General features: G+C 68.5%; 24 protein-coding genes. 14 read left to right on the top strand and 10 right to left on the bottom strand.

The features are described 5' to 3' along the window. Window positions 1-2 precede the first annotated feature (2 nt). Complete coding sequence (locus FRZ61_RS00250; protein WP_151114402.1) at window positions 3-437, bottom strand: MmcB family DNA repair protein; 435 nt, start codon at window positions 435-437, stop codon at window positions 3-5. Window positions 438-610: 173 nt separating this feature from the next. Here FRZ61_RS00250 and mtgA point away from each other — a divergent pair, with 173 nt between their 5' ends. From mtgA to FRZ61_RS00225, 5 genes are all read left to right on the top strand, one after another. Continuing rightward, window positions 611-1,351 (top strand): monofunctional biosynthetic peptidoglycan transglycosylase, encoded by a 741-nt coding sequence (mtgA, locus tag FRZ61_RS00245; protein ID WP_225309027.1) that lies wholly within the window; start codon window positions 611-613, stop codon window positions 1,349-1,351. A gap of 54 nt (window positions 1,352-1,405) precedes the next feature. Then, a complete protein-coding gene (locus FRZ61_RS00240) occupies window positions 1,406-2,347 on the top strand; it encodes a bifunctional helix-turn-helix transcriptional regulator/GNAT family N-acetyltransferase (protein WP_151114401.1) in 942 nt (313 codons plus the stop codon). Between the two features lie 42 nt (window positions 2,348-2,389). Next, on the top strand, window positions 2,390-3,343 hold the full coding sequence (locus FRZ61_RS00235; protein WP_151114400.1) for a threonine/serine dehydratase: 954 nt from the start codon (window positions 2,390-2,392) through the stop codon (window positions 3,341-3,343). Window positions 3,344-3,369: 26 nt separating this feature from the next. Next, on the top strand, window positions 3,370-3,783 hold the full coding sequence (locus FRZ61_RS00230) for a thioesterase family protein (RefSeq protein ID WP_151114399.1): 414 nt from the start codon (window positions 3,370-3,372) through the stop codon (window positions 3,781-3,783). Window positions 3,784-3,932: 149 nt separating this feature from the next. Next, entirely contained in the window at window positions 3,933-4,235 is a 303-nt protein-coding gene (locus FRZ61_RS00225) for an antibiotic biosynthesis monooxygenase (RefSeq protein WP_151114398.1), read from the top strand. Between the two features lie 42 nt (window positions 4,236-4,277). Here the strand turns inward: FRZ61_RS00225 and FRZ61_RS00220 are convergent, their stop codons facing one another. The 3 genes from FRZ61_RS00220 to FRZ61_RS00210 form a co-directional block, all read right to left on the bottom strand. Further along, entirely contained in the window at window positions 4,278-5,249 is a 972-nt protein-coding gene (locus tag FRZ61_RS00220; RefSeq protein WP_151114397.1) for a UDP-glucuronic acid decarboxylase family protein, read from the bottom strand. A gap of 146 nt (window positions 5,250-5,395) precedes the next feature. Next, window positions 5,396-6,127, bottom strand: coding sequence for a metallophosphoesterase family protein (locus FRZ61_RS00215; protein ID WP_151114396.1), 732 nt, complete (start codon window positions 6,125-6,127; stop codon window positions 5,396-5,398). Further along, entirely contained in the window at window positions 6,100-8,229 is a 2,130-nt protein-coding gene (locus FRZ61_RS00210; RefSeq protein WP_191909220.1) for an HD domain-containing phosphohydrolase, read from the bottom strand. The genes FRZ61_RS00215 and FRZ61_RS00210 overlap by 28 nt, the downstream gene beginning before the upstream one ends. 359 nt (window positions 8,230-8,588) lie before the next feature. On the opposite strand from FRZ61_RS00210, the gene FRZ61_RS00205 reads away from it, so the two are divergent. Next, on the top strand, window positions 8,589-9,185 hold the full coding sequence (locus FRZ61_RS00205) for a transglutaminase-like cysteine peptidase (protein ID WP_191909219.1): 597 nt from the start codon (window positions 8,589-8,591) through the stop codon (window positions 9,183-9,185). Between the two features lie 52 nt (window positions 9,186-9,237). Further along, a complete protein-coding gene (locus tag FRZ61_RS00200; protein ID WP_191909218.1) occupies window positions 9,238-10,485 on the top strand; it encodes an EAL domain-containing protein in 1,248 nt (415 codons plus the stop codon). Between the two features lie 136 nt (window positions 10,486-10,621). Here the strand turns inward: FRZ61_RS00200 and FRZ61_RS00195 are convergent, their stop codons facing one another. From FRZ61_RS00195 to FRZ61_RS00185, 3 genes are all read right to left on the bottom strand, one after another. Continuing rightward, window positions 10,622-11,200 (bottom strand): ActR/PrrA/RegA family redox response regulator transcription factor, encoded by a 579-nt coding sequence (locus FRZ61_RS00195; protein WP_151114392.1) that lies wholly within the window; start codon window positions 11,198-11,200, stop codon window positions 10,622-10,624. 58 nt (window positions 11,201-11,258) lie between these two features. After that, window positions 11,259-12,602 (bottom strand): ActS/PrrB/RegB family redox-sensitive histidine kinase, encoded by a 1,344-nt coding sequence (locus FRZ61_RS00190; RefSeq protein ID WP_151114391.1) that lies wholly within the window; start codon window positions 12,600-12,602, stop codon window positions 11,259-11,261. An 84-nt stretch (window positions 12,603-12,686) separates the two neighbouring features. Beyond that, the gene (locus FRZ61_RS00185; RefSeq protein WP_151114390.1) at window positions 12,687-13,703 is read right to left on the bottom strand and encodes a hypothetical protein; all 1,017 of its coding nucleotides are present in this window, start codon (window positions 13,701-13,703) and stop codon (window positions 12,687-12,689) included. Window positions 13,704-13,765: 62 nt separating this feature from the next. Here FRZ61_RS00185 and FRZ61_RS00180 point away from each other — a divergent pair, with 62 nt between their 5' ends. Together FRZ61_RS00180 and FRZ61_RS00175 are read left to right on the top strand one after the other, a co-directional pair. Continuing rightward, window positions 13,766-14,542: an ABC transporter ATP-binding protein gene (locus tag FRZ61_RS00180; RefSeq protein ID WP_151114389.1), complete on the top strand. Its 777-nt coding sequence runs from the start codon at window positions 13,766-13,768 to the stop codon at window positions 14,540-14,542. An 8-nt stretch (window positions 14,543-14,550) separates the two neighbouring features. Next, window positions 14,551-15,369, top strand: a complete 819-nt coding sequence (locus tag FRZ61_RS00175; protein ID WP_225309026.1) for an ABC transporter permease — start codon at window positions 14,551-14,553, stop codon at window positions 15,367-15,369. A gap of 177 nt (window positions 15,370-15,546) precedes the next feature. Here the strand turns inward: FRZ61_RS00175 and FRZ61_RS00170 are convergent, their stop codons facing one another. Together FRZ61_RS00170 and cobT are read right to left on the bottom strand one after the other, a co-directional pair. Continuing rightward, on the bottom strand, window positions 15,547-16,764 hold the full coding sequence (locus FRZ61_RS00170; protein WP_151114388.1) for a DNA glycosylase AlkZ-like family protein: 1,218 nt from the start codon (window positions 16,762-16,764) through the stop codon (window positions 15,547-15,549). Between the two features lie 249 nt (window positions 16,765-17,013). Then, window positions 17,014-18,084 carry a nicotinate-nucleotide--dimethylbenzimidazole phosphoribosyltransferase gene (gene cobT / locus FRZ61_RS00165; RefSeq protein WP_151114387.1) on the bottom strand — a complete coding sequence of 357 codons (1,071 nt, stop codon included), beginning with the start codon at window positions 18,082-18,084 and terminating at the stop codon, window positions 17,014-17,016. A 215-nt stretch (window positions 18,085-18,299) separates the two neighbouring features. Between cobT and cobS the strand changes: the two genes are divergently transcribed. The 5 genes from cobS (at window position 18,300) to FRZ61_RS00140 (ending at window position 22,349) form a co-directional block, all read left to right on the top strand. Continuing rightward, complete coding sequence (gene cobS / locus FRZ61_RS00160; RefSeq protein WP_151114386.1) at window positions 18,300-19,130, top strand: adenosylcobinamide-GDP ribazoletransferase; 831 nt, start codon at window positions 18,300-18,302, stop codon at window positions 19,128-19,130. Window positions 19,131-19,143: 13 nt separating this feature from the next. Continuing rightward, entirely contained in the window at window positions 19,144-19,797 is a 654-nt protein-coding gene (locus FRZ61_RS00155; protein ID WP_151114385.1) for a histidine phosphatase family protein, read from the top strand. 303 nt (window positions 19,798-20,100) lie between these two features. After that, window positions 20,101-20,781 (top strand): lipid-binding SYLF domain-containing protein, encoded by a 681-nt coding sequence (locus FRZ61_RS00150; protein WP_151114384.1) that lies wholly within the window; start codon window positions 20,101-20,103, stop codon window positions 20,779-20,781. 78 nt (window positions 20,782-20,859) lie between these two features. Further along, window positions 20,860-21,723 carry a hypothetical protein gene (locus FRZ61_RS00145; protein ID WP_151114383.1) on the top strand — a complete coding sequence of 288 codons (864 nt, stop codon included), beginning with the start codon at window positions 20,860-20,862 and terminating at the stop codon, window positions 21,721-21,723. Window positions 21,724-21,830: 107 nt separating this feature from the next. Next, window positions 21,831-22,349, top strand: a complete 519-nt coding sequence (locus tag FRZ61_RS00140) for a YcgN family cysteine cluster protein (RefSeq protein ID WP_151114382.1) — start codon at window positions 21,831-21,833, stop codon at window positions 22,347-22,349. 84 nt (window positions 22,350-22,433) lie between these two features. Here the strand turns inward: FRZ61_RS00140 and FRZ61_RS00135 are convergent, their stop codons facing one another. Beyond that, window positions 22,434-23,381 carry a DMT family transporter gene (locus FRZ61_RS00135; RefSeq protein ID WP_151114381.1) on the bottom strand — a complete coding sequence of 316 codons (948 nt, stop codon included), beginning with the start codon at window positions 23,379-23,381 and terminating at the stop codon, window positions 22,434-22,436. Window positions 23,382-23,435: the final 54 nt, after the last annotated feature.

The raw sequence follows: 23,435 nt of genomic DNA, 5'->3' as shown, positions 1-23,435 counted from the left end.
CGTCAGAGATCGGGATCGAGCAGTCGGCGCAGGCGTTGGCTCGCGGTGAGGGCGAAGCGCAGCAGGAGCGCCTTGCGCCGGCTGGCATTGAGCGAGACCAGGTCGCTCGCCCGCAGGATCTCGGCGCCATAGGCGTCGGCGACGATCAGCCCGCATTCTTCCGGGAGGATCTCGCGCGGGAAATCGACCGCCACCGCGAAATAGAAGTAATCGCAGAATTCGCGGTACTCGGGCCATTTGCCGTCGGTCAGGAAATCGACCGGCGAGCTCTTGACCTCGACGATGACGGTCTCGCCGCGCTCGTTCACGCCGAACACGTCGGCGCGCCGGCCGGTGGCGAGCGAGAACTCGGTCACGGTGCCGTAGCCCAGATTCTCGAGGAAGCGGCTGACGCCGCGCGCCAGCTTCAGCGCGATTTCGGGATCGGGGAGTGCCATGGGTGCCGCGACTCTGCCCGAGCCCCTCGGGTCTTGTCCATGGCGGCAACCGTGGCCCGCGCTTTCCGCTAGCATGTTGGCAGAGCCCGCGTCAGGCCGGTAGATTGCGGCTGGGAGCAGCGGGAGCCGGCAGCGCCTTGGGAGATGGAGAGGTCGATCCACGAGACGGGGCCGTGACGCCGGGATCCGGCCTCGCGACTCCATCGCCCGCCGGACGGCAGCGCCGCTCGCTGCCGGGCCGGATCTGGCTCTGGCTGCTGCGGCTGGGCGCGGGCTTCTTCGGCCTCTCGGTCATCCTGACGGTCGTCTACGCGACCCTGCCGCCGCCCATCACCATCCTCATGATCGGCGGTCTCCTCGAGGGCCGCGGCATCCACAAGGACTGGGTCCCGATCGACCGCATCTCGCCCCATCTCATCCGCAGCGTGATCGCGGCGGAGGACGCGCATTTCTGCGAGCATCACGGCTTCGACTGGGCCTCGATCCAGGCCGCCTGGGACAAGATCGAGGCGGGCTCCAGCCGCCTGCGCGGCGGCTCCACCATCTCCAACCAGACCGCGAAGAACGTCTTCCTCTGGCCGGGCCGCCACTGGGTCCGCAAGGGGCTCGAAGCCTATTTCACCCTGCTGATCGAGCTCGTCTGGGGCAAGCAGCGGATCATGGAGGTCTATCTCAACGTGATCGAGTTCGGTCCGGGCACCTATGGCGCCGAGGCCGCCTCGCAGCGCTTCTTCAAGAAGAGCGCCGGCGAGCTCACGCGCTACCAGGCGGCCCTGCTTGCCTCGGTGCTGCCCAACCCCGACGAATGGTCGGCGGTCAATCCCGGGCCCTATGTGAAGAAGCGCGCCAACACGATCATGACCCGCGCGCTGGACGCGCCGGACGCGGGCGCCGCCGTCTGCCCCCATAGTTGACTCAGTCAACTATTTTGCCGAGAATGGGCCCCTGCCCTTCCCGGAGACCTTCCCATGGCGCTTTCGGCCGATCTCGATCGCCGCGTCCAGGCGGTGCGCCGCTTCAACCGCTTCTACACCCGCAAGATCGGCGTGCTGGGCGAGGGGCTCCTGGACAGCCCCTTCACCCTGACCCAGGCGCGGATCCTCTACGAGCTGGCCCATCGCAACCGGCCCACGGCCTCAGACCTGGCCGAGGCGCTGGGCCTCGATCCCGGCTATCTGAGCCGCATCCTGCGCGGCTTCGAGAAGCAGGGGCTGCTGTCGCGCGCGGCCTCGGCCGAAGATGCGCGCCAGCGTCATCTGAGCCTCACCGCCAAGGGCCGCAAGACCTTCGCCGGCCTCGATCGCGTCACCCGCCGCCAGATCGCGGGCCTGCTCGAGCCTTTGTCGGAGCCGGATCGAGGCCGGCTCGAGACCGCCATGCGGCAGATCGAGAGCATGCTGGACGCCCACGATGGCGAGGCGGAGGCCGCCGCCGACATCGTCCTGCGCCCGCACCGGCCGGGCGACATGGGCTGGGTGGCGCATCGTCACGGCGCGCTCTATGCCGCCGAATATGGCTGGGACGGGACTTTCGAAGCGCTGGTGGCGGAGATCGTGGCCGGCTTCGTCAAGAACTTCGATCCGGCGCGCGAGCGCTGCTGGATCGCCGAGCGCCGGGGCGAGATCCTGGGCTCGGTCTTCCTCGTGCAGGAAACGGCGACCATCGCCAAGCTGCGCATGCTGCTGGTCGAACCTTCCGCCCGCGGCCTGGGGCTGGGGCGGCGGCTGGTCGAGGAATGCCTCGCCTTCGCGCGGGACCGCGGCTATCGCCGGGTCCGGCTCTGGACCAACAGCAACCTCACCGCCGCCCGGAAGCTTTATGAGAGTTTCGGCTTCCGGCTGATCAAGTCGGAGCCGCATCGCAGCTTCGGCCACGATCTTGTCGGCGAAACCTGGGAGCTGACATTGTAGGATCGGGCGGCGTTTCCCGAACCCTATTTCCAAACGGACCCGATGACGGACAAGGACAACTGGACGATCGGCCGCGATCGGATCGCGACCACGGCTTCGCTGATCGCGCCCCATATCCGACGCACGCCGATGATGCGCGTGGAGAGCGCCGATTTCGGCCTCGATATCGGTTCCCTCGAGCTCAAGCTCGAGCTCCTGCAGCATACCGGCTCCTTCAAGCCGCGCGGCGCCTTCGCCAACCTCCTGCTCCGCGAGGTGCCGGCAGCCGGCGTGGTCGCGGCTTCGGGCGGCAATCACGGCGCCGCTGTCGCCTATGCCGCGATGAAGCGCGGCGTGCCGGCCAAGATCTTCGTGCCCAGCGTCGCCTCGCCCGCCAAGATCGAGCGCATCCGCTCCTATGGCGCGGATCTCGTGGTCGGCGGCGAGCGCTATGCCGATGCGCTGGCCCGGAGCGAGGCCTGGGTGGCGCAAAGCGGCGCGCTTCCCATCCATGCCTACGACCAGGTCGAGACGCTGATTGGCCAGGGCAGCGTGGGCAAGGAGATCGAGGAACAGGCGCCGCAGATCGACACGCTGCTGGTGGCCGTGGGCGGCGGCGGGCTCATCGGCGGCATCGCGGCCTGGTTCGGCGGACGGGTCAGGATCGTCGGCGTCGAGCCCGAGACGGCGCCCACGCTCTATCGTGCGCTCGAAGCGGGCGAGCCGGTCGACGCCGAGGCCGGCGGCATCGCCGCCGATTCGCTGGCGCCGCGCCGCGTGGGGCAGCTCATGTTTCCGATCGCCCAGCGCCACGTGGAGCGCGTGGTGCTGGTCCCCGACGAGGCCATCGCGCAGGCGCAGACGGCGCTCTGGCGCGTGCTGCGGCTGGCGGCCGAGCCGGGCGGGGCCGCCGCCTTCGCCAGCCTGCTCTCGGGCCGCTATCGCCCGCGCGCGGGCGAGCACGTGGCGGTCCTGGTCTGCGGCAGCAACCCCGCCAATCTCGATTTCGCCAAATAGCAGCGCCTGGGGAAGGACCGACGCCCATGCCCGTGCCCCCTGTCGGCTTGCGTCATCGCGAGAGCGTCAAGATCGATCGGGCCTTGACCGTGCCGGCGGTCTCGCCGGCCTTCCCGCATTTCCACGACATGCCGCCGGTTTTCGCCACCGCCTTCATGGTGGGGTTCGTCGAGGAGACCTGCGTCGCGGCGCTCGCTCCCCATCTCGAACCCGGCCAGCGCACGGTCGGCACGCATGTCGATCTCAGCCACGAGGCGGCAACCCCGATCGGCATGACCGTGACCTGCGAGATCGAGCTCGTGGCGGTCGAGGGCCGGCGCCTGCGCTTCAAGGTCGAAGCCCGCGACGACAAGGACGTGATCGGCAGGGGCCATCACGAGCGCTTCATCGTCGATGACGCGAAGTTCATGGCGCGGCTGGAAGCGAAGGCGCGCGGCTGAACCGGCGCGACCCCGGGCACCCCCTCGAATCCCACGGGGCGGTCCCTAACTAGACATCGAGATGCCACGCGACGGAACCATCCGGGAGGATGAGGCGTTGCGAGGGGCCGAAGGCTACCCAGCCGTCAACAGCAGCGGGAGACAGGGCGATGATCGTTCGCATCTGGCATGGCGCAACCCCGGTCGCCAAAGCCGACAGCTACCTCAAGCTCATGCGCGACGTGGCGCTGTCCGACTACAAATCCACGCCCGGCAACAAGGGGGCCTATGCGCTGCGGCGCATCGAGGGCGATCTCGCCCATTTCCACATGCTGACCTTCTGGGATTCGCTCGCGGCGATCGAGCGCTTCGCCGGCACGCCGGTCGAAACGGCGAAATACTATCCCTTCGACAAGGACTATCTGGTCGAGCTCGAGCCGACCGCGACCCACTACGAGGCGTTCGACCGCTGACCGGATCGGCGCGGCGCCAGACTCCGGCGGCGGCCACAGCCCTCAGCGCTGGAAGACGTGGTTGGGCAGGCGGGCCAGGAGGCCGTCGAAATAGGTGATGGTCTTTTCCAGGCCCTGCACCAGCGGGATCTTGGGCTCCCAGCCCAGGCGGTCCTGCGCCAGCTTGATGTTGGGGCGGCGCTGCTGCGGATCGTCCGCCGGCAGCGGATGGAACACGAGCTTCGATTTGGAGCCGGTCAGCTCGATCACCATCTCGGCCAACTGGCGGATGGTGAACTCGCCGGGATTGCCGAGATTGACGGGACCGGTCAGGTCGTCGGGCGCCGCCATCAGCCGGAGGAAGCCCTCGATCAGATCGTCCACATAGCAGAAGGCGCGGGTCTGCATGCCCTCGCCGAAGATCGTGATCGGCTCGCCGCGCAGCGCCTGGACCACGAAGTTCGACACCACGCGCCCGTCATTGGGATGCATGCGCGGACCATAGGTGTTGAAGATGCGCGCCACGCGGATGCGCAGATTGTGCTGGCGGTAATAGTCGAAGAACAGCGTCTCGGCGCAGCGCTTGCCTTCGTCGTAGCAGGCGCGCGGCCCGATCGGGTTGACGTTGCCGCGGTAATCCTCGGTCTGCGGATGCACCTCGGGATCGCCATAGACCTCGGAGGTCGAGGCCTGGAACACCTTGGCCTTGAGGCGCTTGGCGAGGCCCAGCATGTTGATGGCGCCATGGACCGAGGTCTTGGTCGTCTGGACGGGATCGTGCTGGTAGTGGATCGGCGAGGCGGGGCAGGCGAGATTGTAGATCTCGTCCACCTCGACATAGAGCGGGAAGGTCACATCGTGGCGCAGCAGCTCGAAATTAGGGCTGTCCAGCAGATGCGCGACATTGTCCTTGGTGCCGGTGAAGAAGTTGTCGACGCAGAGCACGTCGGCGCCCTCGCGCAACAGGCGCTCGCACAGATGCGAGCCCAGGAACCCGGCCCCGCCGGTGACGAGTACGCGCTTGCGCAGCATCATGATCGAGAACTCCCCTTGGCCCTGGCGGTCACTGTTAGCAGCCCGACCTTGTCGCCCGGTTAAAGGCCGTCTTTCCAAGGGTCTGGCCGGCGGACCGACCTTGTATCACTCCCGCCGGTCGGCAAGCGGTGGCAAGGAAGCGGCGCTCAGGTGGCAAAAAAGGTCTGCCGGCGCCCCTCCAGCACCAGGCAGGTGAGCCGGTCCGAGGCATAGGCCCCGGTATCGATCCCGATCCGGTTCGCCCGCAGCTCCGGCTCGGCCGAGATCGAATGGCCATGCACCACGACCTTGCCATGGTCGGCCTCGGAATGGAGGAACTCGCCGCGGATCCAGAGCAGGTCCTCGCGCCGTTGCAGCCCCAGCTCGACGCCCGGCCTGACGCCGGCATGAACGAAGAAGTAATCGCCCTCCTCATGGCTGAGCGGCAGGGATTCCAGCAGCTCCCGGTGGCGGCGCGGCAGACGGCGCTGGAGCTCGCGGCGGGCCCGGTCGTAGGACAGCATCGGATCGACGCCGTAGCTGTCGAGCGTCGCATCGCCGCCATTGGCGAACCAGACCGGGGCGGCGCTCTCGTCGGTGAGGAACCGCAGCATCAGCGCCTCGTGATTGCCCATGAGCGCGACGCGCGGGATGCCGCCGGGCGCCGGCTTCAGCAGCAGATCGATCACGCCCGCCGAATCGGCGCCGCGATCGACATAGTCGCCGAGGCAGACCAGCAGCGGATCCGATACCGGATGGAGATCCAGGTCGATCTCGATCCGGCGATGGATCTGCGCCAGCAGGTCGGCACGGCCATGCACGTCGCCGATCGCGTAGATGCGCCGACCGGCCGGAAGCTCAGGGACCGGGATCAGGTTGCGCTCGCTCCTTGCTCCCATTCGGCGCGCCCGCCGCGATTGTCCATGTAGTTGACCAGCGCCGCCACGGCGCGCCGGTCGAAGGCCTTGCCGACATCGCGCATGACGGCGTTGATCGCCTCGTCGACCGAGAGCGCCGAACGATGGGCGCGGGCGCTCATCATGCCGACGAAGGCGTTGGCGACCGTGATGACGCGGGCCGTGGGCAGGATGTCCTCGCCCTTGAGGCCGGCGGGAACGCCGGTGCCGTCCCAGCGCGTGAGCGACTGGCGCAAGGTCTCCGACACCGGCCCGTCGAACTCGACGCCCTGCAGCAGGTCGCCCGAGGCCAGCATGGCCCGGCGGATCTGCTGGCGCTCGTCCTCGCTGAGATCGCCGCCCTTGGTGAGCAGCGCGGGGTCGATCAGGATCTTGCCCAAATTCATGAGCTGGCCCGCGGTCTGGGCGGTGGCGATCTGCACCGGCGTCAGCCCCATCTCGGTCGCAATCTCGCGGGCGAGCTTGCCGACGCGGGTCGAATGCTCGGCCGAGAAGGGATCGCGCCGGTCGACCACGCCCACCAGCGCGCCGACCAGCTGATCCTGCAGCCTTTCGCGCCGCTCGCGCTCGCGGAAGGCGTCGGTCAGATCCTCGTTCGTCACCAGCACGCCCGGCGGCTCGCCGGGGCCGGCCGGCACCGGCACATGCATGGAATGCACCACGCGGCCCGAGGTGAGCTTGCGGGTCTCCTCGACCAGCTGATTGCTCTCGAGCGCCTTCTTGTTGAGCGCCTCGATCGGCTCGGCCGCCGCGGGCCCGAGCACGTTCTCGACCGGCTTGCCGACGAGATCCTCCGGCGCCAGGCCGCCGCGCGTGGCGGCCGCCTTGTTGGCGAAGCGGTATTTGTTGTCGGCGTCGAAGATCGCGATCTCGGTCGGCTGGCTGTCCGTGACGAGGCGCAGCAATCGGCGCTGCGCTTCGAGCCGCTCGGCGGTGGCGCGATGCCGTTCGGCCGATTCCGCATAGCGCCGCGAGGAGATGAGCCACCAGGCGGCGAGCAGGGCGGCCGCCACGAGGGCCACCGCCAGCAGCAGCATGACCAGGAGGCGCGTCGCGCGGGCATCGCTGTCGGCGAGCGCTTCCTTGCGCTCCACCTCGTAGATCAGGGCCCAGGGCACGTCGCGGAAGGCGCCGCGCGTCGCGGCCAGCACTTCCCGGCCGGAATGATCGAGCCTGATGGCGAACCCCGATGCGACCGTGACCGCCATGGCCGCATCGAGCTGAGGCGTGGATTTGCTGAGCCGCAGACCCAGGGGCGGCGTGCCGTCCTCGAGCGGGGAGATATATTCGACCGTGTCCTCGTCGACCTTGCGCACCAGAAGCGCGCGGGCCGTGCTCAGGCTTTCGCCGGGCTGGCGCAGCAGCGGGAAGAGCTCCTTGGCCACCTGCTTCACGCCGACCACCAGGCCCAGCGCCTGCGAGGTCGTGTCCGCCTGCACGCCATAGACCGGGGCCGCGAAGCCCATCGCCGGCTCGCCGGTGGCGTCGATGAAGACATCCATCACGCCGCGCGTGCCGGGCTTCAGGTTGAGAACGAAATCCTTGAGCGCCCCCTCGATCGGCGGCATGCCTGCGGTGGCGACCAGCACCTTGCCGTCCTTGTCGACCAGCGCCATGCCCGCCACCGCCGGCAACGCGACATTGGCATTGACCTCGGTCGGCTTGGGCGCCGCGAACCCGTCGCGCTCCGCCGCCACCGTCAGGAGATTGCTCAGATAGTCGGCCTCGAACGGCGTCTCGCCGCTGTTGTCGCCGCCGCCGCTATTGTCGCCGCCGTTCTCCTCCTGCGAGCCGCCCATCAGGAGCTGGGCCATGTAGAGCTGCAGGGAGGCGTTGTTGGCGAGGCTCGAGACATCGTCGAGCTGGCGCGTGACCCAGCCCTCGATATCGGCCTTGCGGCTGTCGGCGACGATGCTGAGCCGCGTCTGCCAGGCGAGCAGATCCTGCTGGCGCTGATTCTCCACGAAGCGCAGGACCAGGAAAACACCGATGGCCGCGACCGCCGCCAGCACGATCAAACCGATCGCAAGGGTCACGCCCGCCTTGCGGCGCTGCCGGGCGGCTCTTTCTTCGATGTCTGACAAGGAACGTCTCCCTAAATCTCCGCCGGCGGCCCTATGAGCACCCCTGGCCGGCAGCGCGAACATAACGGCAACCCTGGCTGCCGCCCTGGAAGGGCGCCATCATTGCCCTAGTTGGAAAATCTCGAGGGGCAATGTAGGGCCGCATCAGGGAATCAACCAGCCGGTTGCGGACAATCTTTTCACTATTCGATTAGAGTTCTAGCAATTAAGCACACGTTAAGCACGTCCCTTCAAGCTAAGGCCGATGATCGCCCGGTAAGGATTGAACGGGCCTCGATCGGTGCAAACCGGGGTGTTCGGTCATGAATGCAGGGGTCCGTCGGGTTGGGCGCGAAGCGGTCGCCCTCCTCGTGATTGGCATGGCGTTCTGGTCGTTGGTCGTCGGACCAGCGGCCGAGGCGGCGGGTTTCACCCCGTCCTTCTTCGGAACCAAGGAGCTCCACGGCACCAGCCTCAAGCAGTTCCCGAAATGGACCGGCGTGATGGATCGGTTCGCCAAGGAGCTGCAGGGTTGCCCCGCCAATCTCTGCAACACCAAGCTTTGGAAGAACATCGTCGCCCAGGCGAAGGACCAGGACCTCAAGACCAAGCTCAGGACGATCAACAGCATCATGAACGCGCATCCCTACATTCTCGACCAGGTGAACTGGGGCAAGCCCGACTACTGGGCGACGCCGTTCGAGTTCCTGCGCAAGAACGGGGACTGCGAGGATTACGCGATCGCCAAGTTCTATGCCTTGCGCGATTCCGGCGTGTCGACCGACCAGATGCGCATCGTCGCCCTCAACGACCTCAATCTCGGCCTCGGCCATGCCATCCTGGTCGTCTATGTCGACGGCACGCCGATGGTGCTGGACAACCAGATCCAGAAGGTCGTGCCGGCATCGAGCATCAAGCATTACAAGCCCGTCTATTCGGTCAACGATACGGGCTGGTGGCTGCACCGTCCGGCCTGATCCCGAGCGGGACCGGCGCCGGAAGAAACCGAGAGAGACCATGAACGATCGCATGCGAGATGGCAAAACCGTGGATCAGGAGCAGGCGCTCCTCGATTACGTGGTCCGGCTCGAGCGCTTCGCCGAGGGGCGGCGCGCGATCATCGTGCATCTGTCGGAGCTGCGGCCCTATAACCGGCGCGAGCATCATTTCCGCATCGCCGCCTCCTGCTTCGACAAGCTGTCGAAGAAGCACGAGAGCGCGCTGTTCCGGCTTGCCTCCGGCGACCATGTCTTCATCACCAAGGGCGCCACGATCGAGGAGATCGAGGAGCCGGTCACGCGGCTGCGCTATCTCTTCAGCCTCGATCCGCTGCTGAGCATGGCCGGCACGCAGGAAGACAAGTTCTGCACCTGGTTCAACCTCGAGACCGACTGGGCCGAGCTGAAGAAGGCGGCGGAAACGGCGCTGACCCAGCGCCGGGCCGAGGCCACGCAGCGCCCGAAGCCCAAGCCGCAGGCCGAGCCGCTCGATCCGCGCCGCCTGGGCCAGATCGAGCAGACCATCGCCACCGCCGATCTTTCGCCGCTGGTCCGCCGCCAGCCGATCTGCCTCGCGATCGAGAACCGCCAGATCGAGCCGCTCCTGCTCGAGATCTTCGTCTCGATCGGCGAGCTGGGCCGCGCGGTGATGCCGGGCGTCGACATCGCCGCCGACCGCTGGCTGTTCCAGCACCTGACCCGCCTGCTCGACCAGCGCGTCCTGTCGCTGCTCAAGAGCAAGGGCGAGATCGATCCCAAGCGCGGCTTCTCGCTCAACCTCAATGTGGCGACCGTGCTCTCCCCGGAATTCCAGGAGTTCGATCGCGTGGTCGGCGCCGAGCGCGCCAGCGCCGCCGTCATCGAGCTGCAGCAGATCGACATCTATGCCGATCCGGGTTCCTACATGTTCGCGCGCGAATGGCTCAAGGAGCGCGGCTACAAGATCTGCGTCGACGGGGTGAAGCCGCTGCTCATGCCGCTCGTGGACCGCGAGCGGCTCGGCGTCGATCTGGTCAAGCTCGAATGGACGCCCGACCTCTCCACCAATCTCGACAACAAGGTGGCGCACGACGTGCAGGAGGCGATCGAGCGCATCGGCCGCGACCGCGTCATCCTCTCGCGCTGCGAGAACGAGGCCTGCCTCGAGCTGGGCCAGAAGCTCGGCATCACCATGTATCAGGGCCATCATTTCGACGCCCTGATGCGCGCCCGCGTCGCCGGCGGAGCCGCCGCCGCACCGGCAGCGGCTGCCGCGCCCACCCAGCGCGCGGCGTCCTAACCCAAGACGTCATGCCGGCTTCAGACCGGCATCCCTGAACACCCGACGATCCGGCCTGGACACCGACCGTCGGTGTTCGTGGATGCTGACCTTCGTCAGCATGACCATAAGAGCGCTCGCGCGAGCGCCCCTAGGGTCACGTCCTCGGCGCGTATTTCTGCAGGATGCGCTGGAGCGTGCGCCGATGCATGCGCAGGCGGCGCGCCGTCTCCGACACGTTGCGGTCGCACTGCTCGAACACGCGCTGGATATGCTCCCAGCGCACGCGGTCGGCGGTCATGGGCTGCTCGGGCGGCGGCGGCAGCGCGTCGCCCTGCTGCTGCAGCGCGGCCTCGACGGCGTCCGCATCGGCGGGCTTGGGCAGGTAGTCGAGCGCGCCCTGCTTCACCGCCGCGACCGCGGTCGCGATATTGCCGTAGCCGGTCAGCACCACGATCCGCGTTTCCGGCCGCGCCTCGCGCAGGGCCGTCACCACATCGAGGCCCGAGCCGTCGCCGAGCCTGAGATCGACCACCGCGAAGAGCGGCGGCCTCGCCTTGGCCGCGGCGATGCCGGCGGCGACGCTGTCGGCCTGCGCCACGTCATAGCCGCGCCGCTCCATCGCCAGCCCCAGGCGCTGGCGGAACGGACCGTCGTCATCGACCAGGAGCAGCGTGCGCTCCCCGGCCGGCGCATCGGCGGCGGGCTTGTCGGTGGCTACAGGCTTGTCGGTCATGACCTGAACTCCTAGGGGACGGACGGTCGGGCGTCCGGACGAAAATCGGCGCCGGCCCTCAATCCGCGTCTGCCAGCGGACCGCGCGGCCATTCGATGGTAACCTGAGCGCCCCCCTCGCGTCGATTGGCGAGGCTGACCTTGGCGCCGGTCCGCGCCAGCAGGGTCTCGGCGATGAAGATGCCCAGGCCCATATGCTCGCCGCCGCGTCCCTGGTCTCCCCCGGAGAGATAGGGCTCGCCCAGATGGCCGAGCAGGTCCGAGGGGAAGCCCGGTCCGTCATCGGCGATGGTGAGGCTGAGCGCCCCGTCCCGCCAGAGCGCCTTGACCTCGACCTGGCTGCGGGCGAACTCGATCGCGTTCTGCAGCAGGGTGCCCAGCGCATGCAGGATCTCGGGCCGGCGCGGCACCTTGGGAGCGGCGGTGCTGCCGTCGCTGTTGAGCACCAGTTCCTGGATCCGCAGGTCCACCTCGTGGCGGCGATGCGGAGCCGCCGCCGTCTCCACGAGCTGCTTGATCCCGACGCTGTCGAAGGGCGTGCCGCCGCCCACATCGGGCTTGGCGGCGAGGCTGGCGAGGATGGCGCGGCAGCGCTCGCTCTGGCTCAAGAGGAGCTGCACGTCTTCCTTGAAGGGACTGTCGGGCGGCAGATCGTGCGCCAGCTCCTTCGCCACCACGGCGATGGTGCCGAGCGGGCTGCCGAGCTCGTGGGCGGCCGCGGCGGCGAGCGCGCCCAGGGCCGAGACCTGCTGCTCGCGATCGAGCGCCATCTGCGTCGCGGAGAGCGCGTGGGACATGCGCCGCGCCTCCTCCGCCACGCTGAAGACGTAGATGCCGAGGAACAAGGTCGACAGCCCCAGGGCCGCGGCCAGGCCCAGGATGAAGACGGGCTCGAGCGTGAAGCCCGGCGTCGGCCAGGGCAGCGGCAGATGCCAGAACGACAGCAGCACCACGGCGATCACGGCGAGAACGGCCAGCACGGCGGTGGTGGCGCGCGACAGGGTCGCGGCCGAGACCGTCACCGGCGCCAGGATCAGGATCGCGAACGGGTTGTTGAGGCCGCCGGTGAGGTAGAGCAGCGCCACCAGCTCCACCAGGTCGAAGCCCAGATAGAGCGCCGCCTCCCGGTCGGACAGTCGCGAGGAGGCGCGGCCGCCGCGGCTGGCCCAGAGATTGACCAGCGCCGAGGCCGCGACCGCGCAGAGCGCCCAGCCCAGCGGCAGCTCGTAGCCCAGACCGAAATGGGTGAAGAACAGGGCCGCGAGCTGACCCAGGATCGCGACCCAGCGGATCGTGTTGAGCGTGCCGCGGCGGACCCGGCCGCCGACCGCGGGGGCGGCACTGTCGCGCCGGCCCAGCACGCGGCCCGCACGTCCCGAAACCAGGGAATTGTCGGCGGTCATGATGCTGCCAGGAAAGACCAGACCGGGGCGCGCCGCAAGAGGCCGATCGCGGTAGGGGCGTCCCCTGGCGAGCGGATTCTTCCCCTATGGTGTCGCCAGGCTTCCCGACAGATCCGGCCCGCTGCAGGTCGGCGCGGGCTCGGTCGCGACGCCCGTCATCCGGAAAGCGGAAACCGGGCCTTCGAGCCGCAGATAGACGGCGCCATCCTGCGTCTCGGGGCTGAGCGCGGCCTGATAATGCTCGGCCGGCCCGTCGCACCGCCGGATCGCCCCGAACTCGAAATAGCGCAGAGCGTGCAACCGTTCATGCCACGGCTTCAACGCCGCCCGCACTTCGGTCATCGACCAGGATCGGGCCTGGGCCCAATCGGCAGCGATCCATTCATCGGCGAAATCGCGCGGCGAGAGGGCGATCGGCGGAATCCGGCGCACCGCGTCGCCCGTCACCTGGAAATGCCGGACCCAGATCCGGTTATGGACGCCGCTGATCTCGTCATAAGGACCGCTCTGCCAGCGCAAGACCTCGCGCCATCGATCGCCGTCCGGCTCGAAGACGAACAGCACCGCATCGCTGCCGCAGGGAATCGCGAATGTGGCGGTGACGGCGAGGAGCCGGGGCTGGTTGTCGGGGCGTTGGGCCGCGAGGACCAGACGGTCGCCGTAATGAACCGGAGCGTCGGCGGCAGGCTCCGGCGTCGCCAGATCTTTCATCAGCGCCGCGACAGTCCGGTCGGGATCGAGGTCCCGGGCCGCGCATCGCATATAGGCATCGAGAAGCTCGTCCAGTCGCGCCTTCATCGCCGCGACTGCCGCTTGCGCCGCGGGCGTCACATCGGTCGGCGCCTCGCCCTCGACCGGCAGCGCCCGAAGCTCGGCGCGTGCCTCATTAACCTTGATGACCGCCGGGCCAAGCGCCGAGGGATCGCAAGCCGCCGTCGCGGAAACGATCGGGGCAAGCCAGAGGCCCGAAGCCAACGCAAGAATCCTTAAGACGAGGGACAAGGGCGGATACCGACGGGCCTGACGTACGACATTCCGCCGATATGGAATCCATGTGAACGCTCCCTGGCAATCCCCGAGTGGCTCCGTCAGGCCGCGCATATGAGATTTGCATCGCCCGCGCCTAGCCGGATTCCGGGATTCCAGGCATAGTGCGAAATCGCATGTCCGAACCCGCCATCCTCGTCGAAGGGCTTTCCAAGCGTTTCGGCCCCGTGATCGCCGTCGATCAGCTGGGCTTCTCGGCGCCCAAGGGCGCCGTGATCGGGCTCCTGGGCGGCAATGGCGCCGGCAAGACCACCAGCATCGCCATGCTGCTGGGCCTCCTGATCCCGACCTCCGGCAGCATCCGCATCCTGGGCGAGGACATGCTGAAGCACCGCTACCGGGTGCTGGGGCGCATGAATTTCTCCTCGCCCTATGTCGACCTGCCGCGCCGGCTGACGCCGCGCCAGAACCTCAGGGTCTTCGCCAGCCTCTATGCCGTCGCCGATCCGACCCGGCGCATCGCCGAGCTCAGCGAGCAGCTGGCGCTGGGCGAGTTCATCGACCGTCCCTGCGGCTCGCTCTCGGCGGGACAGAAGACCCGCGTGGCGCTGGCCAAGGCGCTCTTGAACCGGCCGGAGCTGCTGCTGCTCGACGAGCCGACCGCCTCGCTCGACCCCGACACCGCGGACTGGATCCGCCAGTATCTCGAGACCTTCCGCCGCCAGACCGGCGCCACCATCCTGCTCGCCTCGCACAACATGGCGGAGGTCGAACGGCTCTGTAACGAGGTGCTGATGATGCGCCGCGGCCGCGTGGTCGATCACGGCACGCCGAAGGAGCTGCTGCGCCGCTATGGCCGCGCCAATCTCGAGGAGGTGTTCCTCGACATCGCGCGCGACCGCAGCCAGCCGGTCGCGGCCCCCTCCGAGGAAGCCCGGCCGGAGGCGGGCTGAATCCGATCATGAGCATGACCGTCCAGGATTTCACGATCTCGCCGCGGCGCATCGGCGCCATCCTGCTGCGCCATCTCTATGTGCTGAAGGGCTCCTGGCCGCGGCTGATCGAGATGGCCTACTGGCCGACCATGCAGATGATCATCTGGGGCTTCGTCTCGCAGTTCTTCTATACCCAGACCTCCTACGTGGCCCAGGCCTTCGGCGTGCTGATGGCGGGCGTGATGCTGTGGGACGTGCTGTTCCGCGGCCAGCTCGGATTCTCGCTCTCCTTCCTCGAGGAGATGTGGGCGCACAACCTCGCCAATCTCTATGTGAGTCCCTTGCGGCCGGCCGAGCATATCCTGGCGCTGATGGCGATGAGCGTGCTGCGCACCATGATCGGCGTGCTGCCGGCGGCGGTGCTGGCGATCCTGCTCTACAAGTTCTCGATCTTCGCGATGGGCCTGCCGCTCCTCGCCTTCTATGTGAACCTGGTGATGATGGCCTGGGGCATCGGCATGCTCTCGACGGCGCTCCTGATGCGCTACGGCCTCGGCGCCGAGAACCTGGTCTGGTTCATCATCTTTCTGCTCGCCCCCATCAGCGCGATCTACTATCCCGTGACGGTGCTGCCCGCCTGGCTGCAGCCGATCGCCTGGTGCCTGCCCTCGACCCATGTGTTCGAGGGCATGCGCGAGGTGCTGTTCCACCAGCATTTCGACACCACGCTGTTCTGGGGCGCCGTGGGGCTGAACCTGATCTATATCGCGGTCGGCCTCGCGATCTATCTCTTCGCCTTCCGCATCGCCCGCGAACGCGGCGCGCTGCTACAGATGGGGGAGTGACCGTAAGGAAGAAGCATTCGCGCTTCTTCCTTACGGTCATCTCCTTCCTTACGGTCATCCCCGCGAAAGCGGGGATCCATCCCGATCCCGCGCAACCAAGCTGAAGCATGGACCCCCGCTTTCGCGGGGGTGACGATGGGGGCGTAGGTCACGAACGAAGCCACCGACGGCAGAGCCCTACTCCGCCTTCCCCTTGATCGCGTCCTTGACCCGCTGCGGTGCGCGTGCCCGCACGCCGACGCGTTCCGCGCCGGCAAGCTTCGCGAAGCGGCGGATCGCGGCTCCCAACTGCTCGGGGTCGGCATCCTCGGCGAGCTCGAGGCGCCGCAGCCACCAGGTCTTGCCGTCGAGCTTGCCGTCGACCATGCCCACGGCGCGCTCGCCCTGGAGCACCGGCAGGGCGAAATAGAAGCGCCGCTTATGGGCCGGCGTGTAGGCCTCGAACTTGTAGTCGAGAGCGAACAGCTCCTTCGCGCGCGGGCGGCTGTAGAGCAGATGGTCGAGCGGCGCCAGGAGCCGCGTCGGCATATCGCTCGAATCCGAGGCCGCGTTCCAGCCGGCTTCGTCCTCGGGCAGGTACCAGTAGACCGGCTGGTCGGACAGGTCGACCGCCTGCACGGGCACCGCGACGCCCGCCTCGAGCGCCTGCGCCACATGCTCGCGCCAGCGCTTGATGCCGCCGCCGGGCCGCCAAGGGCCATAATGATGATGGGTGCGCTGGGCGATCTGCTCGGCGGTCGCGAGCTTCAGCACCTGCAGCGCCGAGCGGACCAGGAACGCATCGTAGGCCTTGCGCCAGTCCTTGGCCCGCGGCGAAGGCGGCGCCACGAACTCCGGCACCCGCCGCTCGGTCAGGTCGAACAGCCGCTGGAAATTCCGGTCGCGCCCCGCCACCACCAGCTTGCGCTGCGCGAACATGACCTCGAGCGCGCGCGTCGTCTCCTTGATGGTGTTGAAGCCGCCCACGATGCGCCGGCTCTTGAAGCTGCCCGGCCCCGTCGGTCCGTGGGCGCGGATGTAATCCTCGACCTCCTGCATGACCCGCTTGAGGCGCGGGGTAACGGGCTTCCGGAGGGTTGCGGGATCGGCGAGGCTTTCCGAGATGTGGCCGAGCCAGTCGCGCCGCGTGGCGAAGATCGGATAGTGGGTCTCGACCAAGGCGCTCTGCCCATAGAGCAGGTCGTAGAAATGCGACGGCGCCGAGGCGCTGCGCGCGGCCCAGGCGATCTCCTGGTTGCGCAGCCCCGTGATGCGGATCGAATCGATCTGCCACATGGCGAGATCGACGGCGCGCGCCGACGCGTCCTTCTCTTCCCAGAACGGCCCCCACAGCCCCTGCCGATCGAGCAGGAAGCGGCGCAGCTCGGAGGAGGAGACGGAACGCGGCTTGGTCATGACAGGCGCTGGCTACCGTTATCCGCGTGGATGCGCTTCGAAAAAAGCCCAGAGCTTTTCCCCTCCCCCCTTGAGGGGGAGGCTGGGGTGGGGGGTAGCCGCAAGCTCGATGCAAGCTTGTAGATGCGATGGAATGCGCTTGCAGCGTCGTGTTCCGCGATCACCCCCCACCCTGACCTCCCCCTCAAGGGGGGAGGAGAAGAAAGAAGAAAGGAAGGAGGCGAAGACAGCAAAAGCACCGACACGGAATCAGCCATCCTTGCCGCTGACGCCGGCCTCGGCGAAGGTCGCCATGCCGGTGTGGCAGGCGACGGCCGCCTTCAGAATGCCGATCGCGAGCGTGGCGCCGGAGGCCTCGCCCAGCCGCATGCCGAGATCGACCAGCGCGCGCTTGCCGATCGCCTCCAAGAGCCGCTTATGGCCGGGCTCGGCCGAGACATGGGCGACCATGCAGTGATCGAGCGCGCGCGGATCGATGCCGCGCAAGACCGCCGCCGCCGCCGTGCAGGCGAAGCCGTCGAGCAGCACCGGCACGCGCGCGAGCCGCGCCGCGATCACCGCGCCCGCGATCGCCGCCAGCTCGCGCCCGCCCAGCCGGCGCAGGATCTCGAGCGGATCCTTGAAATGGGCGCGATGAAGTGCGAGCCCCTCATCGATCACGGCGATCTTCTTGGCGAGGGCCGAGCCCGCCACGCCGGTGCCGGGCCCCGCCCAGTCGGACCCCGTGCCGCCGACAACGGCGGCGGCCAGCGCCGAGCCGCTGGTGGTGTTGGCGATGCCCATCTCGCCCAGGCAGAGCAGGTCGATACCGGGCTCGACCACCATCATGCCGTAGCTCATGGCGCGCGCGCATTCCTCCTCGCTGAGCGCCGGTGCCCGCGTGAAATCCTCGGTCGGATCGTCGAGCGCCATCTCGTAGACGCGCAGCTCCGCATCGACCGCGCGGCAGAGCTGGTTCACCGCGGCTCCGCCGGCCACGAAGTTCGCCACCATCTGCTTGGTGACTTCCGCCGGAAAGGCCGAGACGCCGCGCGCGGCGACGCCGTGATTGCCGGCGAAGACGGCGACGCGCGGACGGTCGAGCCGCGGCGGATGACGGCCCTGCCATTCGCAGAGCCATTGCACGATCTCCTCCAGGCGCCCCAGCGCCCCCGGCGGCTTGGTGAGCTGGCCCTCGCGCGCAGCGGCGAGCGTGCCGGCGGCAAGATCGGGCCCGGCCCATTGCGCGATCACCGCGCGGATCTCGGCGAAGCTGGCGGCGGGCTGGTCGTTGGCGGGATTGTTGGGGGCAGGCTGGCCGTCTTTGGGTTCATTGGGCATCGGGGCACCTTGAGGCAGGATCGGGGTCGAACCGGCGACCGCGATGGGAACGCGAAGCAGCAAGGGAAGCTGCAGGAGAGGCGCTCGGAAATGGTCCTTCCGCGACGCCGCGCCCGCGGGGCCCCCATGGCCCGTGGCGGCTTTGCGCCGGGGGACGCAACTGTCCTATAACCCCCGCATCCGCGCCAGCCGGAAAAGATCGCACGCGACGCCCGATGCAGGACCCCGCTTCCTCCGAAGAAACCACCCCGCCCGACTCGGCGCCGACGCCGATTCGCGAGGCAGAGAGGCCGGTCTGGAATCTCGGGGGCTGGATCGAGGATCTGCGGCTCGCGCTGGCCTTTCTGACGCGGCTGCCGATGCCGGGAACGGTGGCACCCCGGCCCCTGGCCGCGGCGGTGCGTTGCTTCCCCCTGGTCGGGCTCGTCGTCGGGTTCGGCGGCGGGCTCGTCTACGCGCTGGGCCTCAGGCTTGAGCTGCCGCCGCTGGGCGCGGCGCTTCTCGCCATCGCCGCGACCGGCCTCATCACCGGCGCGCTCCATGAGGATGGGCTCGCCGACAGTGCCGACGGGCTGGGTGGCGGCCATGATCGCGACCGGCGCCTCGCCATCATGTCGGACAGCCGCATCGGCAGCTATGGCGTGCTGGCGCTGATCTTCTCGGTCGCGACGCGCGCGGCGCTGCTGTCGGCGCTGCCGGGGGATCAGGGCATCGCGGCCCTGATCGGCGCCCATGCGCTGGCCCGCGCCGCGATGGTGCCGGTGATGGCGCGCGGCGCTCCGGCCAAGAGCGGCGGCCTGGGCGCCGCGGCCGGGAAGCCGGCCGAGACATCCGCCTGGCTGGCGCTCGCGATCGCCGCCGTCATCGCCTGGATCGCGCTCGGTCCCGTCGCCGCGGCGCTGGCGCTGCTGTTCGTCCTCGCCGTCGCCTGGATCATCGCACGGCTCGGCCGGCGCCTCATCGGCGGCTATACCGGCGATCTTCTCGGCACCATCGAGCAGCTCTCCGAGATCGCGGTGCTCGCCGTGGCCGCCGCCGCATGGTGAAGGACGAACGCGCATGACCATTCCTGTGACACGCTGGTGGTGGATCCGTCATGCGCCGGTGACGGCCCATGGCGGGCGCATCTACGGGCAGACGGATGTGCCGGCCAACTGCTCGAACCTCGCGAGCTTCGCCGGGCTCGCGCGACGGCTGCCGACCGACGCCACCTGGATCGCGAGCCACCTTGCCCGCACGCACCAGACGGCGGCGGCGATCTTCGAGGCCGCGGGCAAGCCGATGCCGGCCCTCCTCGTCGAGCCGACGCTGGCGGAGCAGCATTTCGGCGACTGGCAGGGGCTGACCCATGACGAACTGGCGGCGCGGCGCGACGGCGCCTGGCATCGCTTCTGGCTGGCGCCGGCCCGCCACCAGCCGCCGGGCGGCGAGAGCTTCGTCGAGGTGATCGCGCGCGTGAGCGAGGCGGTCGACCGCCTGACCCGGCTCCATCAAGGCCGCGACATCATCGCGGTCGCGCATGGCGGCACGATCCGCGCCGCCCTGGCGCTGGCGCTGGGCATCGATCCGGAGCGGGCGCTCGGATTCGTCATCGACAATTGCTCCCTCACCCGCATCGACCATATCGGCGCCGCCGCCTCGAGCGAGGACGGACTCCCCGCCGCCAGCTGGCGCGTGGCCGCGGTCAATCATCCGGCGGCTTTGGTGGAGTAGGCGAAGACATTGTCCCTTCCCCCCGCGTTCTCATCCCTCCCCTTTGATGGGGCAGGGTCAGGGAGGGGGTGGGGCAACCACCGCGATCGACGATCACCCCCCTTCCTCACCTTCCCCCGCAAGGGGGAAGGGATCAGAAGAAACGAGCGAGCCACTCGGCACTCGACACTCAATCTGTGTCCCGCGACTCTTCGCCCCCGATTTCGCCTCGCGACTCGGGACGGTTGCCTCGGAATTGCCAAAATCCGCCGCTCCTTTAAGCTCCGCACCAACCCGCGACTCGACAAATCCGGAGACCGCTCGATGAAACCAATGCGCACGCTGCTGGCCGTCCTGGGCTTCGCCCTTCTGGGCCTCGCCACGGCACGTCCGGCCGCAGCCCTGACCGATCAGCAGGAGATCGTCGACAAGGCGCGCATCACCTTCGACAAGCTCATCACCAGTCCCGAATTCGCGGAGCTGCCGGGCTATGTGAAGAGGGCCAAGGCCGTGATCGTCTTCCCGTCCCTGATCAAGGGCGGCTTCATCATCGGCGCCGAGGGCGGCTCGGGCGTGCTCATGGTGCGCGACGACAAGCTGGGCTGGAGCTATCCGGCCTTCTACACGCTGGCGGCCGGCAGCCTCGGCCTGCAGATCGGCGGCGAGGTCTCCGAGGTCGTGCTCACCATCATGAGCGAGAAGGCGCTCGACGCGGTCATCGACAACCAGATGAAGTTCGGCGGCGACGTGTCGATCGCGGCCGGCCCCTTGGGCAAGGGGCTCGAGGCCGGGACCACCACCAATCTCGATGCCGACGTCTACAGCTTCGCCAAGACCTCGGGCCTGTTCGGGGGCCTGTCGCTCGAAGGCGCGGGCGTGCTCAAGCGCGACAGCTGGAACGTCGCCTATTACGGCACCGGCGCCACGCCCTACGCGATCCTGATCCAGCGGCGGTTCTCCAACCCGAACGCCCAGCCGCTGCGCGACGCGCTGGCGCCCTATTGATCGAGGGCGGCCGATCCGCATCGCCTGCCGATCACCGTCTGACCGATTGAGCGCCATTCCATTTCCGGGGGGATATCGATGGCCGGCCTGCGCCTGACCTGCAAACCGCTGCTGCTGGCCTTGGGGATCTCGGGGCTGCTGGCGCTGCCCGCCGCGGCCGAGGAGATCGCCGCGACGAGCAAGGCTTCGGCCCAGGGCGACGCGCGCATGCTCGACAATACCAGCTTCGATTTCAGCTCCTGCCGGCAGGCGCTCGATGCCGACCGGATGCTGCTGCGCCTGCATGTGACGCAGCAATGGGACGTGAACTCGCCCGAGGCCGAGGGTCATGTCCGCCTCGACGCCTTCGAGGCCAAGACCGGCACGACGGGCACGCCGCTCTACACGATCGAGGCCGAGGGGGCCGCGGGCCATATCCTCGCCGACTGCCTGTTCCAGATCGATCGCGGCCTGGAGGATCTCGACTGGTGGCAGATCAACGACCTCGCCACCGGCACGCTGCTGTTCGAGACCATGGCCGAGCCGCTGATCTTCGCCACGATCGACGACGAGCAGATCCGCAGCAGCAACGCCGCCGGCTTCTATGTGCCGCCCGACGACGAGGCCGACAAGCGGCTGGCCGATCCGCATGTGGTGGGCCTCGTGACGCTCGCGAGCGACGGCAAGGTGGTGTCGCGCTTCCTGGTGACCGCGAGCGATCCGGAGAAGGCCGCGGTCTTGCGCAGCTATTGGGACGAGCGCCGTTATCTCGCGGTGATCGAGACCGGCAAGGCGGGCGCGCTGGGATCGGCCACGGCCGAAGAGCCGCTCTCGAAGCGCCCGCTCTCGCTCGAGGTGAGCTGGCCGGTCGCGGGCCTGGCGCTGCGCCTGCCGATCGGACCCGGCGGCCTCAGGATCGAGGGCGCCTCCGTTCCGCAGGGACTCGAGATCGCACCCTGGTAGGACCGGCGGAATCGGGATCACGGCAACGTCAGAAGCCCTTGCTTGCCTGAGACCGGACGCTCGCTCATATTCCGGTGATCCCGCCCCGGCGTTACCCAGCAGCTCCGATGCGCCTCGCCAAGCTCCGCCGCAAATCCGCCAAGACCGCCGCCGAGGCCGCGCCGAAACGCGCCAACGGCAAGGCGAAGCCGGCGAACGAGCCCTTCTGGCGCACCAAGTCGCTCAAGGAAATGTCGAAGACCGAGTGGGAATCGCTCTGCGACGGCTGCGGGCGCTGCTGCACGGTGAAATTCGAGGATCTCGATACCGGCCGCGTCGAATTCACCGACGTCGCCTGCCGCCAGCTCGACACCAAGAGCTGCCGCTGCAAGAACTACGCGAAACGCAAGACGCTGGTGCCCGATTGCATCGCGCTCACCGTGCGCATGATCGGCAAGCTCCATTGGCTGCCTTCGACCTGCGCCTATCGCCTGATCGACGAAGGCAAGGATCTCCATTGGTGGCACCCGCTGGTCTCGGGCGACCCCAACAGCGTGCACAAGGCCGGCATCTCGGTGCGCAACAAGGTCGTCAGCGAGGACGATGTCGAGGACGCCGAGGAACGGATCGTCACCTGGATCAAGTGACCCCGCTGTTGTCCCTTCCCCCCCCCTTGCGGGGGAAGGTTAGGAAGGGGGCTGCGCGATATGAGACAGCGAGCAACCCCCTCCCTAGCCCTCCCCCTGAACGGGGGAGGGGACAATGGCGCGCTGCGTCCCCGGCCAGTTCACCAGCACCAGCCCCGCGAAGATCAGCAGCATCGCCAGCCCCTGCAGCGGCGTGAGCGATTCGTCCAGCAGCAGGTAGCTCCAGATAAGCGCCGACGCCGCGGTCATGTAGGTGACCTGGCTGAAGAACACCGCGCCCGCCATGCGGATCACCTCGAACTGCACGACCGTGCCGCAGCAGGAAGCGGCGATCTGGATCATGACGGCGAGCTCGCCCGGTCCCACCGGCCAGAGCGGCTGGATCTCGCCGCGGATCGCGGCCAGCGGCGCCGCGCCGAGAAAGCCCACGATCAGCATGCCGCAGGCGAGCGACAGGGAATCGCTGCCCGGAGGACGGAACCGCTGGTTGAAGACCGAGACGCTCGCATAGCAGAGCGGGCCCAGGAACGCGATCAGCAGCCAGCCCAGCGCCGCGCTGCCGCCGAGACCGGCACCGTTCATCACCAGCAGGCCGGCGCCGCCGAACCCGATCGCCAGGCCGAGCGCGCGACGCTTCTGGAACGGCTCCATGCCGATCGTGAGCGCCATCGCGAGCGTCACCAGCGGCGAGAGATTGACGATCAGCGCCTGCACGCTGGCCGTCATATGCGCCATGGCCGCGAGCAGGATCGCATTGGGCAGCGTGATGCCGACCAGGCCGCAATAGGCGTAATAGGCGAGATGGCGCAGATCCCAGCGCGGCAGGCGGCGGCGCGCCACCGCCACCGCGAGCAGCACCGCGCCCGCGCCCAGGGTCTGCCAGAACACATAGGCGGCGGGCCCGATGCCGTTCTCCACCGCGATCTTCGAGGTCGGGAAGGTGAGCCCCCAGGCGGTGCCCTGGAACAGCAGCAGGAGCAGCGGCAGGACGCGGCGCGGGGCGGGCTCGAGGGGGACGGCGGGGCTGGACATGATCGAGCGCGGGCGGGGCAATCAGTCTGGTGCGGGCCAAGGCCCCGGAAACGC

It is taken from the genome of Hypericibacter adhaerens (genome assembly GCF_008728835.1).
In the GTDB taxonomy this organism is placed as follows: domain Bacteria; phylum Pseudomonadota; class Alphaproteobacteria; order Dongiales; family Dongiaceae; genus Hypericibacter; species Hypericibacter adhaerens.
The sequence above is the reverse complement of the archived record's forward strand: the minus strand, read 5'-3'. Positions and strand labels throughout refer to the sequence as shown.